Here is a 15230-nt window from a genome sequence, read left to right as displayed (position 1 = left end):
GCGCGAGACCTCGGTCGCACGCGCGCGTGGTGGCGGGGAGCGTCGAGATGCGGCCCCTGCGCCCGAAAGGTCCCATATAAGGGATGGCCTCGGACCCACAGGAACCGCTTATGGTGCTCTGACGGCCGTTGGGAAAAGCTGGCGGCATACAAAAGCACATGCACAGCTGAATCGCGCCGGACCGACGACAGCGTGAAAGAGCGTGACCGAGTGCGACCGAGAACAACAGCCGTGGATCGAGGAGAAGAGCTGTGAGCACCGAGAACGAGGGCACTTCGGTACCCCCGGCCCCGTCCGCACCTCCCGTGCCGGTGGAATCTCCTGCAGCTTCCGCGCAGCCGGCCGCGCCGACGGCTCCCATACCGGTGGTGCCCCCGGGCGCCCCGGAACATGAGCCGGCCCACACCGCGCCCGCCTACGCGTCGGCCGGATCACCCGGCCCCGACACTCCACAGGGCACCGGTTCCGCCCCGGACGCCTCCTGGCCGCCCCCGGCGCCGGCCACTCCGACGTACGCGGACGGAGGCGCCTCAGGAGTGGGCTCGTACGCCGACGGGGGCGACGGAGGGGCAGGCTCGGGCTGGGGCGCCGGCTATCCGCCGCCCGCCCCCAAGCCGCGCAGCGGGCGCGGTGGCCTGGTTGCCGCGATCCTGGTTGCCGCGCTGGTCGCGGGCGGCCTCGGCGGCGGCCTCGGTTACACCCTCGCCAAGAACAACGACGGCGGCGACTCCACGACCGTCTCCGCCTCCGACAGCGGCGGCTCCGTCAAGCGCGACGCGGGCACCATCGCGGGTGTGGCCGACAAGGCCCTGCCGAGCACCGTGACCATAGAGGCCGAGTCCTCCAGCGGCGAGGGCGGCACCGGCACCGGCTTCGTCTTCGACACGCAGGGCCACATCGTCACCAACAACCACGTGGTGGCCGAAGCGGTCGACGGCGGCAAGCTGACGGCGACCTTCCCGGACGGAAAGAAGTACGACGCCGAGGTCGTCGGCCACGCGGCGGGTTACGACGTCGCGGTCATCAAGCTCGAGAGCGCCCCGTCGAACCTGAAGCCCCTGACGCTGGGCGACTCCGACAAGGTGGCCGTCGGCGACTCCACCATTGCCATCGGCGCGCCCTTCGGCCTGTCCAACACGGTGACGACGGGCATCATCAGCGCGAAGAACCGCCCCGTGGCCTCCAGCGACGGCACCGGCAGCAACGCGTCCTACATGAGCGCGCTACAGACCGACGCCTCGATCAACCCGGGCAACTCCGGCGGACCGCTGCTGGACGCCCAGGGCAACGTCATCGGCATCAACTCCGCGATCCAGTCCACCAGCAACGGCGGCCTGGGCGGCACCACCCAGTCCGGCTCGATAGGGCTGGGCTTCGCCATCCCGATCAACCAGGCCAAGTACGTCGCCCAGCAGCTGATCAAGAACGGCAAGCCGGTCTACGCCAAGATCGGTGCCTCTGTCTCCACGGAGGACACCACCGACGGAGCCAAGATCGTCGACCAGGCCACCAGCGGTTCGGACGCGGTCGAGGCGGGCGGCCCCGCCGACAAGGCCGGCCTCAAGCCCGGCGACGTCATCACCAAGCTCGACGACACGGTGATCGACTCCGGCCCCACCCTGATCGGCGAGATCTGGACCCACCAGCCCGGCGACAAGGTCAAGATCACCTACACCCGCGACAGCCAGACCCGCACCGTCGACCTCACCCTCGGCTCCCGCGTCGGAGACAGCTGACCACCACGCACGCGTGCCAACCCGTTACTCTTGTCCCCGCGCAGCCGATCAGCGGCAGCGCGGGGTGGGTTGCCCGAGCGGCCTAAGGGAACGGTCTTGAAAACCGTCGTGGCAGCGATGTCACCGTGGGTTCAAATCCCACACCCACCGCAGATGAACGGCCCCTGACCAGGCGATATGGTCGGGGGCTGTTGCTTTGCCCGCTGCCCATCTGACCCTGCCGTTCCCCCTGGTTTCCCGCTCGATCGGGCACGGATGGGGCACGCGTTGGGCACGCGTTGGGCACGTCTGAAGCACGGCTTCCAAAGATCCAGTAGGCGGCCAGCTGCCCGCCCGCTAACGGTTGATCGGGATCTCGTAGACGATTTCGCAGTGGGCGGCGGGCACCACGATGTCTGCTGTTTCGACCGGCCGGCCTTGGTCGCTGTAGTAGGTCCGCCGAATGTGCGTGACGAGCGCGGCCTTCTGGATGCCGAGTAGCGATGCCTCCTCGGCGGTCGCTTGTCTCGGCTCGGGCTGCTCCACGGCATGGCTGACCGTGACGCCGATCGCGGTCATCCGGTTCACGACTCCGGCCCCGGCGTGCGGGCCTCCCTCGGGGAGGACCACCAGCGTGCCGGCGGTGAGGTCGTACGGCTCCCAACTCGTCGACAGCTGCACGGGCCTGCCGTCGGCCAGGAACTCGTACGTCGTGCGGACGCACAAGTCACTTACGGCAACGCCCAGTCGGGCTGCGATGTCTGTCGGCGCCGGCACCTTGGCGTCGGTCCGGCTCTCCCAAGTGCCCTGCCTGCCCACGGCCTTCATGTCTGTCCGGAACGGCGACCCTTGAGGCTGCTCGCGCGCTGAGGAACGGACTACCCGCACCCGCTGGCGAGGCTCGGCGACGTACGTGCCCGATCCAGCGCGGCCCTCCAGAACGCCCTGGGAGATCAGCAACTCCTGCGCCCGCCGAACCACGTTCTCGCCCACGCCGCACTCTTGGCCGATTTGGGCGCGGGAGGGGAGGCGGTCGCCCGGCTCCCACACGTGCTCCGCGATGCGTCGCCGGAGTTCGTCGGCGATGCGGAGATAGGGCGGCTGCTCAGGCATATGGAAAATCTAGTCCACTAGCTCTAATCTAGTTAACTAGCTTCACTCAAAGTGATCGCTGGTGACGGAGGCTGCCCTGTGCCCGCTTCGGGAGTTAGCGCGGCGGCCATCGCCGCCCGGCTGTCCGCCCTCGGGCTCCTCACGCGAGTGGAGGAACACCCCCGACACACGTCGGTCGAAGCGGAGGTGCCGGAACCGGTCTCCGCCGAGACATGGCGGGAGGTCTTAGACGTGGTGGCCGAGGCGGATCAGTTCGGGCTCCTCGCCACCAGCCTGAACGGCCGCACCCTCTGGGCGGTCGTACGCAAAGCGGTCCCCACGACGGGCGATGTCGGGGGCCCGAGCCATCAGCGATAGGAGCTGAGCAGCGTGCTCAACCGTATCCGCCGCGCCGTATTTCGTACCAAGGCGCGCCACTTCCCCAAAGGCAGGCACCGCCGCCCCTTAACGCCCGCCCGACTATCGGCTTCTTCCGCCTCCCCTGCGTCTGCTGACGCGTCGACAGTCGTCCTGGAACGGGCCTCCATGGGGCTGGACCATCGCCACTCGCTCACGGGTGAGGACAACGCGCTCGTACGCCCGTATGTGCTGGCCTGGGAGAAGCGGCTGCGGGCGCGCTCCGTGGTCATCGCTCCGTACTTGCCGGCCGACGCATGGTCGACCCTCGCGGGGGTCCACTGATGCCTTCTCGACAACGGCCGCCCATCACGGACGTCTCGGCTGTCCCCTACCGCTCGACCGCTTGCCGCATCGGCACGCACCCCGCCTGCGCGGAGTTCTCCCCGGCATCGGCGTCGGTCGACCTCCCGGTGGTCCACGAAGCGTGCGACTGTCCGTGCCATTCGGCATGCGACCAGTCCGCGCCTGCGGAGGTGGCACGGTGAACGAACGGGCCCTCGGTGGCGCGCTGGTCTCCAGCGTCGAGGTCACGGCGACGACCGTGCAGCGCGGCGACATCATCCAACTCGGCGGCCAGGCCTGCCGGGTGGGCGATCTCTTCCAACTGCCTCAGGGAGCCAGGCAACTGGTCTTCGAGTCAGGCGAGTTGCTGACCATACACACGCGTACCCGGCTGGTGGCCGTGCGGACGCTGAGAAGGCGGTGACCGGGGCCGTGCCGTCTCGCCACAAGGACATCGCCGACGATCTCCGGAACCAGATCACGACCGGCCGTATCCGGCCTGGCGAGCGTCTGCCGTCCGAAGCCGACTTAGCCGACCGGTACAGGGTCAGCACGGTGACACTGCGGAGGGCCCTCGCGGTGCTCCAGGGCGAAGGCCTCGTCGAAAAGATCCACGGCAAGGGGAACTTCGTCCGCCGACCCCACCGCAAGATCATGTACGTCGGAGGATGGGGAACGCTGGACCCGTGGACCGCTGCCGAACCGGCTCTGCGTGTCACCGTTCGCAGCGCCACAGTGCAGGCTCACGGGCATCTCACAACCTTGCTGAAGGTGTCCGAGGGCAGTCCTCTCACCGAGCTTTCCTGCATCAGCCACGCGGGAGAGTCACCGCAAGGGCTGGCCCGCATCTACATCCCACGCGACCTGACACCCGTCGGAGACTTCGACGACACGTCCTCATGCTGGGAGGCGGCCACGAGATTCGCCGTCCTCGGCCCGCCGCCGGCCGCTGTCCGGGAGACGGCATACGCCCGGACACCGACACCGGACGAAGCCTCGGCACTCCGGATCGGTCACGCCGCGCCAGTCCTCGGGATCACGCGCATCGCAACCGACGCCACCGGGCGAATCGTCGAAGCCGCCCTCCTGGTGTTCCCGGGGGATCGTGTCGACGCGGTCTTCGCCACCCAGCTCATGACCGACGAGAGGCAGATCCAAGCATGACGGCTCGGAACGAACTGCGGCTTCTCCCGTGGTCGGGTCCAGAGGGCAAGCCCTGCTACCTGAGCACCGACGACCGGGACGGCTACATGTCCCGACTGGCGGACAACATCGAAGCCGTCCAACTCGGCACGGCGGCCGAACTGCTGGAACAGGCCTCGGAAACCCTCGACGACCAGTACGCGGATCCGGAAAACGTACGGCGGTTGGCGACGGAACTGACCGGGGCCTTGCGAGACGTACTTCGCGTCGCTACCAGCCGCGGTCGCCTTTTGACCGCTGACGAACCTCACGGCATCTGAAGGAACGGGGGACAACGGCACCTGACGGCCGTGACCTCCAGTGAATGCGGGGAAGGGAGCCCGATACGAACCCGGGCTCCCTTCCCCGCCGAGTTGTGGAGGCCCGGCTGATGCGCCGCGCGCGGCGTGGAGAGAACCTTCTTTCGCCTGTGTGCCCTTCAGCCGACGACAGCCAGCCACGATGGCGGGTTCGCCGACCGATCAGGCTCGCGTGTGCCTCGTTGTACCCCTACCGGCCTCAGCCACGCCCCTCGGAGATTGCGTCGACAAGAGCAATCTGTGGCGGCGGGTCCGTGACGATCCCGCAACCCTTCTGATCCGTAGCTCTTAAGTGGATCGGTCAGTGAGGGTCAGACCGGTCGTTGAGGAGCCTTGTGCGGATCCTGTCAGACGGGGGTCGGTTGCTGTGGTTGCGGTACTTCTCTGCTGTACTGCAACTTGGGGTGCGCCAGGCGGTCAGGCGCGGCGCCATGCTTCGAAGAATCGCTCACGGTCCTGTGCCGTTTCGAACTCCCGCCGACTGGCCAGCGCGACGCGCCATGCACTCATCTCTGCGTCCCGTAGCCACAGCTCGCCCCCGTAGCGGCCACTAACGCCGATGGTGCCGTTGTCGAGGACTGAGCCGATGACCTCTGCTATGGCCGTTCGCTGAGAGGGCGTCAGCTCCTCCAGGAAGCTCAAGACGCGGTAGGCGATGCCTCTCTCGTTGCCGCCATGGATGCGGTCGAAGAACGGGCCGCCCATGTTGGCAGGATCGATGTTCAGGGCCGCGTCGTCCCCGGCATCGCCGATGCGCTTCCAAAAGCCTTCCCCTTCTGGGGTTCCCGGCAGCGGGAGCGCCGCGAACAGGTCGATCAAGTGACCGTTGGCAGCTTGGCTGTACGCGGTGTCACAGGTTGCAGCAACGGCGATTTTGGCGACGTGGCCGACAGTGAGGCCGCTATCTTCAGGCCAGTCGAGCGGGACGTTGAGTTTCTGGGTGAGGTGCTGTTCTAGCTCGTCGTACTCATCAGGCTGTTCGCTGCCGATACTCCGGTTCACGATCACGCTGTCCCCCTGGGGCTGCGGTCCGATACTCGGACCTGCCAGCATGCCAGCGTCGAAAGCCTCGGTGTGGGTGGGTTTTGGACGAGCTGGGCCCCCATCGCGAGCACCCATGCCTCGACCGAGCGACTACTTCGTCCCGAAGCAACTTCGACGGCGCTCTGCCTGGCCTGGTGTGTCCTTCACCTGGAGCGATGGCCCGTAAGTGTGCGCACCTCTCTGCTGCTGTCTGCAAGCGTTGTCACGCAGTTACACACTCACGCCTAGGAGGTTTGCCGGAAGCATCCAATCCATCTGCCTCGTGGTTTGGCAACGGAAGTGTCAACGAAGCGGCGCATCATACACCCAGCTGGCGCACAGACTCTAGCAACCCTCGTGACGGCGATGGAGGGTGTGAAGTAACGTGTGAAGTATGGGACCTCGCCAACTTAGCCAGCCGTTCGGCGATGAGCCGTACGACGAAGTGGATCTGCCGAGAGCGCCCCTCGTCAGGGTGCTGAGCCAGCTTCGCTTTGAACGGATGTCCGTTCTGGACTCGCCCTCGACTGCTGGCGAGTTCACGGTCGCACTCAGCGACGTCTACCCGTACTCGGATTCCTCGACTGAGCTAAATCTGCTGGTAGGGGGCGGGCAGGTGGCGTCTCAACCAACATCACAAACTGTTTGGCGCCTAAGGTCTGCGGACAGGACTAGAACAGTCACGTTGACAAACGGGGCAATCTCCCTTGAAACGTCGAATTACAGTGGGCGCGGCGATTTCTGCAAGGAACTTCTCTCTATTGTTGAAGTGCTGCACAGAATCGTAAAAGTTCCCTCGTTTAATCGCATTGGAGTGCGCTACACGAATCAAATCACTGGAGATTTGCTGCATCGCCTGAGTGACCTATTCAGGGCTGAAATTCTCGGCTTGTCTTCCACCTCGCTCGGAAATGCTCAATTGCAGCATGCCGTCTCGCAAGCGTCCTTCATCCTGGGTGGCGGCACTGGCCTGGTTGGGCAATGGGGGCAGTTGCCCGAAAATTCTGGCTTTGATCCTGGCCTTCCAGTGCTCCCCCAGCGCAGCTACGTCCTGGATCTTGACGCCTATCTGCAAAATGATGCAATTAACCCTTCGCCCACGGCCATCCAGGCTGAGGCGCTAGCTCTGGCTGAGCGCGCTTACCGATTTCTTCGATGGGCGGTCACCCTGGACTTTCTGAGGGAATTTGGGGGTGACGTATGATGGAAATGACCACCGCGGCTGGAGGGCATCCCGCTTCAGCCTTTGATGTGGAAGGCGTCTCTGGCGCGCTTCAACACTCCGCGCCAAATTCGGCGATACCCACTCCAAGGATTTGGGCGACAGGCCTTTTCCTTGCGGCATCCATGACCACCTCATGTTTCATTGGCGCACCAGCTGCAAACGCTCTTGCGTTGGGCGACCATACGACTAGTCCCCTTGATCCCGCGGCGACACTGCCCATGTCAACGGTGGGTACGCGCCAGGCTGACTTGGCAAGCAACACCCCCGTCGCGACGGTTGAGGATGCCCCTGAGCCGAACACAGCTGAACTCATCCAAGATCTACATGACCAGTCAGGTCTCACTTGGGAGCAGCTGAGCAAGATCCTCGGTGTGAGTCGAAGGTCCGTTCACCTCTGGGCTTCTGGCGGCCGGATGAATGCTCGGCACATCGAGCTAGCGACTGAACTTGTTTCACTGGTTCGCAATGCACCTGTCAACAACCCGGAACGCGTACGTACTTGGTTGCTCGCCGCCAGTGCCGGCGGGCTAAGTCCCGCGGAGGCGTTCAAGGCCCAGCATCGTCGTCCCGGGGCAGCGGTGAATGGTGTCGGCTACACTGCAAGTCAGCTAATTGGACAGGATGCTGACTGAACGTCGGGAGTTCGCCACAGCATGGGTGAGCATGGCCGTACGCCGAAGCGGGGAGTCGGCGGTGAATCGAGCGCCAGACGCCTGCTCTCACCGATAAAAAGGATCTTCAGTCTAGGGTGGGCTTCCCTGCGGCCAACGCCAGACAAGGGGCGCTGTGCGTCCGTCGATGAGGTGCCGGAAGACCTGGATGAGTACCGACAAGGCGACGTTCTTGATCTAATGCAGGTTCCGGTCGTGACCGCCAACGGCATCATCCGCCAACAACCCACTCCCAACGGCGTAGTGGTCGTCACGCAGACATGCGACCTGGTTCTCCGCAGCCGTCCGACATTTCACGTGGCCTGTGTAGTCGTGCTCGAAGAGGATAAAGCAAAGCCTGCGCGGAGCGGTCGACAGCCGAACCTTGTGCATATTCCAGAGCTCGGTCCGCAGAGTTTCGCTGACTTGTCATTCATAGCCACACTGGATAAGTCGGTTCTTTCTGAGGTTGGCGCCCGACACGGAATTCTTCAGATTGATGACGTAAGGCGTTTTGGTCAACGAGTTGGTCGACGCTTCGCGCGCTTTGCTTTCCCGGATGAAGTGGTGCCGTGGGTTCGCCCCCTACAGAAACTCGTTGAGGGGCGCGAGGGCAATCTTGAGAGCCCGGTGGGTTGGGCTCTTGATCATGTGGTTTCACTTCGGCTGGAGTGTGAGGAAGGGTGGAAGTCCACCCCGTACGCTTTGGCGCTGTGTGTCGTACTGAAGGCCGGTGTTATTCCCAGCTTCGAGCCAGACGAGCTGCCCGATCTTCCAGTGGAGCTGTCTGATTGGCTGTACGACGCGAATGGGGAAATTCGGCGTAAGCCTGCGGATATCGCGCAACGCTTGAAGCGTGAAAATGCCGAGATGGACTCGATCGTGCGGTACTGGTTGTGGGGTGGCTTTGCTGACTCTCTGGCCGCCATGTGCGTTCCGTCGGCAAGCGCAGCAACAGACATCCTGGCAGCTGTAGAGGGTGGGCAGATCCGTGGCGATCTATCCACCAGTGAAGAGTTTTCTTTCGAGCGATACAGGCGCAGTGAAGAGCTAGACCTCGATCATCTATCGCCACCGTTGCCCTTGCAGGACGGCTAGCTCGCGGTCGGCGGAGTCTGATTCGAAAATCCCCTGACGTCGCAGCTCAGTCCGCATCTGCCGATTGGAGGGACACTTGATAGCCGAGCATGTTGAGCTGGCTGACCAGGCGCCGTGTCTGGCGCGCCCGGCCGGTTCGCTGGAGGAAGTAGTCCGCTCCGAGGTCGGCGTACTCGGCGTCGTTGATGAGCATGTGCCAGATCGAGGTCAAGATGGTGTGCCCGAGGGCGACCAGGGCCCGCTTCTTGCCGCGGCGGATCGCGATGCGTTTATAGCGCGACGCCAGATAGGTGTTCTTGCCGCGGGCCGCCGCGGTGGCGGCGAGTCCGAGCGCATTCTTCAGCCACGGGTCGCCTGGCCGGGACTTGCCGGAAGTGTGCATGCCGGCGGACTCGTGGTTGCCCGGACACATCCCGGCCCAAGAGGCCAGGTGGGCGGCCGAGGGGAAACGGGCCATGTCCGCGCCGATCTCAGCCAGTCAGCCGGACGACCACGGCCAATTTTCTCCCCTTTGGGGGGTCGCCATCAGGAGATCGGATTACTCAATGACCCATTCAAGGGACCACCCGAAGGCTTGAGCCCCAGTTTGGAAGATCGCGTATGCGGATCGGGGCTGAGCTGGCGCGACGCTGAGCTGCGGGTTCTTGAAGTGGTCGCCGCCGTTCCCCGTCAGTCGCTGCTTGATCGGGCATGCGAGGGGCACGAGCCCGCGAGCGACCTCCTTGACTCGCAGGCCTAAGTGCGAAATTATGACCGCTCGCCTACTTCAGAGTATGTCCTGTGTGGGTTGAGCTGGTGCGCTGGGCCCTGCGAGCCCTCTTTTTTCTCAGCTCGACTGCATCCCGTTTCTTCAAAGGGTGTAGTCAGTGCTGCTCGAAATCACGATCCTTCTGGGACTCGTTGTCCCGCCCCTGGTACGTCTCACGATCGGCCTAGTCGCGCTTCGTAAGTGCGACAGCCGTGATGTGCCGGAGGTCGTGAAGGCTCTCGCCGTCAACAAGAAGATCAAGTAACTCTGAAGGTTGAAGCCCGGGCCGTGGCGGTCTGGGCTTCAACACTGTTCAAGGTGTGAACCTTGCGGCCGATCGCGGTTCGGTGACGCCCTAGGTCGACGGAGTCTCAATTGCCGAGTCAAGCCCCCCGGCAGACCTGCCCCCTCGATGCGAACTACGGGCGGGGCGGTCGCTGAGGTCTGCTGGGCTGGTCAGGAAGGCTGCGGGGAACATCAACGGTCGATGCTTGTCGGCGTGGTTGCTGTACTTCGCTGCTGTACGGCAACGGCTCCGAAGAGCCCTTCGGTCTCGGGTAACGTCGCTGATCAGGGACACGTCTGCGATTAGTCGGGGCTAGGCTGTCCATGAATGGTCACACGTCTCAGCCGACGCCTTGCATGCCACCCTGCTTAGGCTTGCTTCTCGGGCCTTGAAAGTCTGATCATCCCACGGCCATGCTGCCAGCGCCCGACTCCTCCGCTCCTCAACGACCTCCTGGTTGAGACTGCCGTTGACGTGGTTCGCAAGTACGTCAGAATCTCGTATGTGACTAGCCGTCCGACCCTGGATGACCTGAGGGACGCCGTTGAGACTGGAAGACGTCTTGCGGGGGCCTTGCATGTGGACGATGACGACGATCGAGCCCTTCTGCGTAGGGCCGTGATTTCTTCGAATGTTCGCCTTCGGAAGTACTATCTCGCCTCTCAAGATTTTAAAGAGAAGAGGAAGGTGAGGCTGGCGAAAATGCCTGTCGCGATCGCATTGGTTGCACTTTTCGCCGTCCCTTTTGAATTACTCTCATATGAATTGACCGGTATTGTCGAATCTTCCTCATCCTTCATCGCGACAGCAGTTTTTGTGATTTCGATTTCACTTTTCCCCATTTTCTGGAAGTGGCATTCGTCGTTCAATTTCAAGGTGGAGAGGTTGTCCGGCGGGGATAAAAGAAGAGCCTCGCTGGTGATCTTCGTTATTGATGTCGCGCTCTTCCTGTTTGGTGTTGCTTTGCTAGCTTGGCAGCTCTGGTTTGATGAGTCAGACGCTTTGCTTGTGTCGCCCTCGCTGGCCGCCTTCCTGGGTGGAATTTTTTTGATCAATTCCTGGCTGAGTGATTCTCTTATCACTCTGCTGCTATTTCCACTCGCGCACAGGGTTCGTCCGTTGGATCGAGCGTTGATCGATATCGTTCGAGTCGCTAGTTATGCTGATCTGTGGAAATTCCGTTGGTATGATGCGCCGCGCTCCCGTGCCCTTGTCTCTGAGCTGGAGGCAGCAGCGAAGAGAGTAGAGGCTGTGGCCTGGCGGACTCGTCGAGTGGGGCTGCTTGATCGGCAAGCTAGGGCTGAATATCGCCGCGATTTGCTGGCGTTGGCATCTGAGATACGGGCGTGTAAGAGGCTGATTATCAGGGCTAACAATGCGAGCGGATTCTCCGCCGCACATTCCTCCCTGGTGCGGTTGGCCCTGATGCTGGTGAAGGGTGATTGGGATGTGATTTTGGAATCGGCGGATGTCAGCCTTGTGTCGCGCGCCCTCCTTGTGTGGAGGAAGGTATTTCCTAGTGTCTGCCTACTCTTTGGGGCGTTCGCCATTCCCCTCTTGCCGGGGGTGAAAGAATCACCTGAATTGGCGCTAAGCGCAAGAGTTATGTTGATCGCTACTGCCGTGCTCTATCTTGTTTTGCCTGCGGACTCTCCAGCCGCTGGTAGGATCTTGGATGTATTGGGGAAGTCCATCAAATAGTAGTGTGCGAAAAAGGTCGGTGGAGCGACTTTGGCCGGGAGCTGCTTTGGCGCGAGTGATCATGGCCCCGTAAGTTCGTGGCGAGTCGGGCAGTCTGTGGACCTGCCCGTTAAAGCACGACGTTGGGGCCATGATCTTCGAGGCTCGCGCCAAAGTGGCTGGCTAAAGTCGCGGAGCCGACCGCCCCAGCCACAGAGGGTGTCTCCCCTTCAGCCCGGCAGCCGCAGAGCGCGCCGCCGGGCGCGGCCAGCCGGGGCGGAGACAGGAGGCAGGCCGCGCCGCAGAGGCGGCGCGCGCCCGCGCCGTGCGCGGGCACTTGATGAAGTAGGGAAAGTTCTATCCCGCTGGGACGAGGCGCTTGCCGTCGTGGCTCCGGACGTGCGGGCCGTTGCCATCCAAGGCGTCCAGCAGGCGGATTGCGTAGACCTCGGACATACGCTCGCTGACCTCTTCGGACGTGAGCCAGGAGACGGCCGTCGACTCGCTAGACGTGCGCTCGGTGCCGCCGGATGGCTTGCAGCGGAAGACCAGGGCGACGATGCCTCGGGTCGTGTTCTTGTAGACCCCGGTGAGTTCGTCCACCTCGATGTGGATGCCGGTCTCTTCCAGGACCTCGCGGGCGACGCCTGCCTCGGGCGTCTCGTCGAGTTCGAGTACACCGCCGGGGAGTTCCCAAGTGCCGTTGTCGGCGCGGCGGATCGCAAGGAGACGGCCGTCTTCGCGCACCACGGCCCCGGCTACGGATACCGAGTGCAGCGATGGTGTCGGCCTTGTCTCCCGTGATGTACTCATGCACAGGAGCATAGGAGGAAGTGAAGGACTATGGGAACCGCGGTAGGAGGTGAGCGGTCCGTACCCCGGTACGTGCAGATCGCTGACGAGATCGTGCAGCAGATCCGGGCGGGCATCCTCAAGCCTGGCGACATGGTGCCGAGTGAGGCCGATCTAGTCGACCGCTACGGCGTCTCGGGCGGGACGATCCGCAAGGCCATGGTCGAGGTCCGCGCGAGCGGGCTCGTGGAGACTCGGCACGGCAAGGGCTCGATCGTGAAGGACCGGCCGCCGGTACGGCATCGCTCCTCCGACCGCTTCCGGCGCTCGCTCCGCCAAGGTGGTCAGGCTGCGTACCTCGCCGAGTCCGCGCAATCCGGCGCCACGGCCAAGGTCAGCGTCCTTTACATCGGGCCGATGGAAGCCCCGGAGGATGCGGCCCAGCGATTGGGCGTCCCCGCCGGCACTCAGGTGCTCGCCCGGCGGCGCCTCTACTTCCGCAACGGCACACCGGTCGAGACTGCGACGTCGTACCTCCCGTGGGACGTCGTCAAGGAGATCCCGGAGCTGTTCGCCGAGAACCCCGGCGGCGGTGGCATCTATGCCCGACTCGAAGACCACGGGCATGAGTTCGCTGAGTTCGTCGAGACGCTGCAAGCGCGTCCGGCCACCAAGGCAGAGGCGTCCGAGCTGGTGCTCAGCCCCGGTGCGCCGGTGGTTCATCTGATCCGTGAGGCACGGACGACGGAGGGCCTCGTCGTGGAGGTCTGCGACACGCTCATGGCCGCTGACCAGTTCGTTTTTGAGTATCGGATTCCCGCCGCCGACTGACGTCCGCTCAACTTCCCGCAGCCCGTCGCGAGTTCTTCTTCGCGGCGGGTTGACTCATGTACAGGAGTCATGCACTCTTCTTCATGTCACTCATATACATGAGTGACGGAGTCAAGCATCTATAGAGGAGTGATCTGCTGTGCGTCAGATTCCCGTCGACACCTCCACCGCGACCGTGATGGTCGCCAAGAACCCGCAGCCCAAGGTCAAGGACCGCCGGACCGGCGAGATCGCCATGGACGCCGAGAGCGGCGCGAAGCTGATGACCGTCGACGTGATGTTCGCGGCGAACGACGAGGTCGAGATCCTGTCCATCACCGTCCCCGAGCCCGGCATCTCCGGCGAGCTGGCCATGGGCACGCCGGTCGCCCTCACGGGTCTGATCGCCCGGCCGTGGGAGAACGAGTTCAACGGCCAGAAGCGGCACGGCATCGCCTTCCGCGCGGTCGCCGTCACCTCGCTCGCCGCCGCAGCGTCGACGCCCAAGGCGGCCTGACCATGACCTGGTTCACGGTCGCGCTCATGCTGGTCGTCGTCACCGCGGGTCTCCTGCGGTGGCGGCGCCCCGCCTGGTACTGGATGACCTTCGGGGTCACCCTCGCTGTGGCGCGTGTCCTGGTCCGCTACGGCTCGGTCATGGACGCCTGCGGGCTGACGGTCCCGCCCTCGCGCTGGCGCCTCACCCTCGCCCGGCTCGCCAACCGGCCCATGCCGGAGTCCCGTCCGCCGCGCATCCTGTGGCTGCGTCCCACCCGGACCGGACTGGTCCTGCGGCTCAAGCTCCGGCCCGGACAGGACGCCTTCGATGTCGCCGCCGCCTCGGACCGGCTGCGGCACTCCTTCTCGATGTACGGCGTCAGCTCGCGTGAACTCCGTTCCGGCGTCGTTGAGTTGAGGATGACCGGCTACGACGTCCTCAAGCGGGTGCAGATGCCCGCCAAAACCGATGTCCGCCCGATGCGGGTCCCGGTCGCCCTTCGCGAGGACGGCTCCGTCCACTACCGCGACTACCGGGCGATACCCCACGCGCTCACCCTGGGCGCCACCGAGTCCGGCAAGTCCGTCTACCAGCGCAACCTGGTCGCCGGGCTGGCCCCGATGGATGTCGCCCTGGTCGGCATTGACTGCAAGCAGGGCGTTGAACTCTTCCCGCTCGCCCGCCGGTTCTCCGCCCTCGCCGACAACCCCAACACCGCCGCCGAGCTGCTCGATGCACTCGTGACGCACATGGAGGGCGTCTACCAACTCATCCGCGCCGAACAGCGCATCACCTCCGACGTCCCCGACGCGAAGATCGCCTCCGACATCTGGGACCTGCCCGAACACCTGCGGCCGGTGCCGATCGTGATCCTCGTCGACGAGGTCGCCGAACTCGCCCTCTTCGCCAACAAGGAAGAGGAGAAGCGCCGGGACCGGATCATCACCGCGCTCGCCCGCCTCGCCCAGCTCGGCCGTGCCTCCGGGATCTACCTGGAGATCTGCGGGCAGCGCTTCGGCTCCGAACTCGGCAAGGGCATCACCATGCTCCGCGCCCAGCTCACCGGCCGCACAGCCCACCGCGTCAACGACGAATCCTCGGCGAACATGGCCTTCGGCGACATCTCCCCGGACGCCGTCCTCGCCGCCATCCAGATCCCCGCCGAGATGCGCGGCGTCGCCATCGCGGGCGACTCCACCGGCGGCTGGCACCGCATCCGCGCCGCTCACACCTCGCTGCGGCAGGCCGTCAACATCTGCAACCGCTACGCCGACCGCACCCCGGACCTGCCCGAACTGGCGCCCTTCCGGCCCGCGTTGCCCGCCCTTCCTTCGGCCGCCGTGCCGCTCTCCAAGACGGCCCCCGCTACGGCCTGACCTTCCCCGATCGTCGGTTCGGCGCGACCGCC

General features: G+C 64.4%; 16 protein-coding genes and 1 tRNA gene. 13 read left to right on the top strand and 4 right to left on the bottom strand.

Annotated elements, in window-relative coordinates; translation table 11 throughout:
- Positions 1-251 precede the first annotated feature (251 nt).
- Together KCH87_RS50240 and KCH87_RS36885 are read left to right on the top strand one after the other, a co-directional pair.
- Positions 252-1736, top strand: a complete 1485-nt coding sequence (locus KCH87_RS50240) for a S1C family serine protease (RefSeq protein ID WP_210592222.1) — start codon at positions 252-254, stop codon at positions 1734-1736.
- A 63-nt stretch (positions 1737-1799) separates the two neighbouring features.
- Positions 1800-1886 (top strand) — tRNA-Ser (locus KCH87_RS36885).
- Between the two features lie 186 nt (positions 1887-2072).
- On the opposite strand, the gene KCH87_RS36880 is transcribed toward KCH87_RS36885, so the two are convergent.
- The gene (locus KCH87_RS36880; RefSeq protein ID WP_210592221.1) at positions 2073-2828 is read right to left on the bottom strand and encodes a GntR family transcriptional regulator; all 756 of its coding nucleotides are present in this window, start codon (positions 2826-2828) and stop codon (positions 2073-2075) included.
- Between the two features lie 78 nt (positions 2829-2906).
- On the opposite strand from KCH87_RS36880, the gene KCH87_RS36875 reads away from it, so the two are divergent.
- From KCH87_RS36875 to KCH87_RS36855, 5 genes are all read left to right on the top strand, one after another.
- Entirely contained in the window at positions 2907-3185 is a 279-nt protein-coding gene (locus tag KCH87_RS36875) for a hypothetical protein (RefSeq protein ID WP_210592220.1), read from the top strand.
- A 168-nt stretch (positions 3186-3353) separates the two neighbouring features.
- Positions 3354-3509, top strand: coding sequence for a hypothetical protein (locus KCH87_RS49645; protein WP_247197359.1), 156 nt, complete (start codon positions 3354-3356; stop codon positions 3507-3509).
- Between the two features lie 199 nt (positions 3510-3708).
- Positions 3709-3933 carry a hypothetical protein gene (locus KCH87_RS36865; RefSeq protein ID WP_308299000.1) on the top strand — a complete coding sequence of 75 codons (225 nt, stop codon included), beginning with the start codon at positions 3709-3711 and terminating at the stop codon, positions 3931-3933.
- On the top strand, positions 3930-4673 hold the full coding sequence (locus KCH87_RS36860; RefSeq protein ID WP_210592217.1) for a GntR family transcriptional regulator: 744 nt from the start codon (positions 3930-3932) through the stop codon (positions 4671-4673). The genes KCH87_RS36865 and KCH87_RS36860 overlap by 4 nt, the downstream gene beginning before the upstream one ends.
- Complete coding sequence (locus KCH87_RS36855) at positions 4670-4972, top strand: hypothetical protein (protein ID WP_210592216.1); 303 nt, start codon at positions 4670-4672, stop codon at positions 4970-4972. The genes KCH87_RS36860 and KCH87_RS36855 overlap by 4 nt, the downstream gene beginning before the upstream one ends.
- Positions 4973-5428: 456 nt before the next feature.
- On the opposite strand, the gene KCH87_RS36850 is transcribed toward KCH87_RS36855, so the two are convergent.
- Complete coding sequence (locus tag KCH87_RS36850) at positions 5429-6019, bottom strand: hypothetical protein (protein WP_210592215.1); 591 nt, start codon at positions 6017-6019, stop codon at positions 5429-5431.
- Positions 6020-6428: 409 nt separating this feature from the next.
- Between KCH87_RS36850 and KCH87_RS36845 the strand changes: the two genes are divergently transcribed.
- Positions 6429-7238, top strand: coding sequence for a TIGR04255 family protein (locus KCH87_RS36845; RefSeq protein ID WP_210592214.1), 810 nt, complete (start codon positions 6429-6431; stop codon positions 7236-7238).
- A gap of 824 nt (positions 7239-8062) precedes the next feature.
- Positions 8063-9007 carry a hypothetical protein gene (locus tag KCH87_RS36840; RefSeq protein ID WP_210592213.1) on the top strand — a complete coding sequence of 315 codons (945 nt, stop codon included), beginning with the start codon at positions 8063-8065 and terminating at the stop codon, positions 9005-9007.
- A 46-nt stretch (positions 9008-9053) separates the two neighbouring features.
- Here KCH87_RS36840 and KCH87_RS36835 read toward each other — a convergent pair whose 3' ends face one another.
- Positions 9054-9476 carry a transposase gene (locus KCH87_RS36835; RefSeq protein ID WP_308299006.1) on the bottom strand — a complete coding sequence of 141 codons (423 nt, stop codon included), beginning with the start codon at positions 9474-9476 and terminating at the stop codon, positions 9054-9056.
- A 1144-nt stretch (positions 9477-10620) separates the two neighbouring features.
- Here KCH87_RS36835 and KCH87_RS36830 point away from each other — a divergent pair.
- Positions 10621-11742 carry a hypothetical protein gene (locus tag KCH87_RS36830; RefSeq protein ID WP_210592212.1) on the top strand — a complete coding sequence of 374 codons (1122 nt, stop codon included), beginning with the start codon at positions 10621-10623 and terminating at the stop codon, positions 11740-11742.
- A gap of 336 nt (positions 11743-12078) precedes the next feature.
- Here the strand turns inward: KCH87_RS36830 and KCH87_RS36825 are convergent, their stop codons facing one another.
- Entirely contained in the window at positions 12079-12546 is a 468-nt protein-coding gene (locus tag KCH87_RS36825; protein WP_210592211.1) for an NUDIX hydrolase, read from the bottom strand.
- An 18-nt stretch (positions 12547-12564) separates the two neighbouring features.
- Between KCH87_RS36825 and KCH87_RS36820 the strand changes: the two genes are divergently transcribed.
- From KCH87_RS36820 to KCH87_RS36810, 3 genes are all read left to right on the top strand, one after another.
- Positions 12565-13344, top strand: coding sequence for a GntR family transcriptional regulator (locus tag KCH87_RS36820; RefSeq protein ID WP_210592210.1), 780 nt, complete (start codon positions 12565-12567; stop codon positions 13342-13344).
- A 139-nt stretch (positions 13345-13483) separates the two neighbouring features.
- Entirely contained in the window at positions 13484-13840 is a 357-nt protein-coding gene (locus KCH87_RS36815) for a hypothetical protein (protein ID WP_210592209.1), read from the top strand.
- 2 nt (positions 13841-13842) lie between these two features.
- Positions 13843-15198: an FtsK/SpoIIIE domain-containing protein gene (locus KCH87_RS36810; protein WP_210592208.1), complete on the top strand. Its 1356-nt coding sequence runs from the start codon at positions 13843-13845 to the stop codon at positions 15196-15198.
- Positions 15199-15230 lie beyond the last annotated feature (32 nt).

The sequence above is a fragment of the Streptomyces sp. GESEQ-35 genome, from assembly GCF_017948485.1.
Taxonomy (GTDB): Bacteria; Actinomycetota; Actinomycetes; order Streptomycetales; family Streptomycetaceae; genus Streptomyces.
Note: the sequence above shows the minus strand (reverse complement) of the source record. Positions and strands in the feature narration are given on the sequence as shown.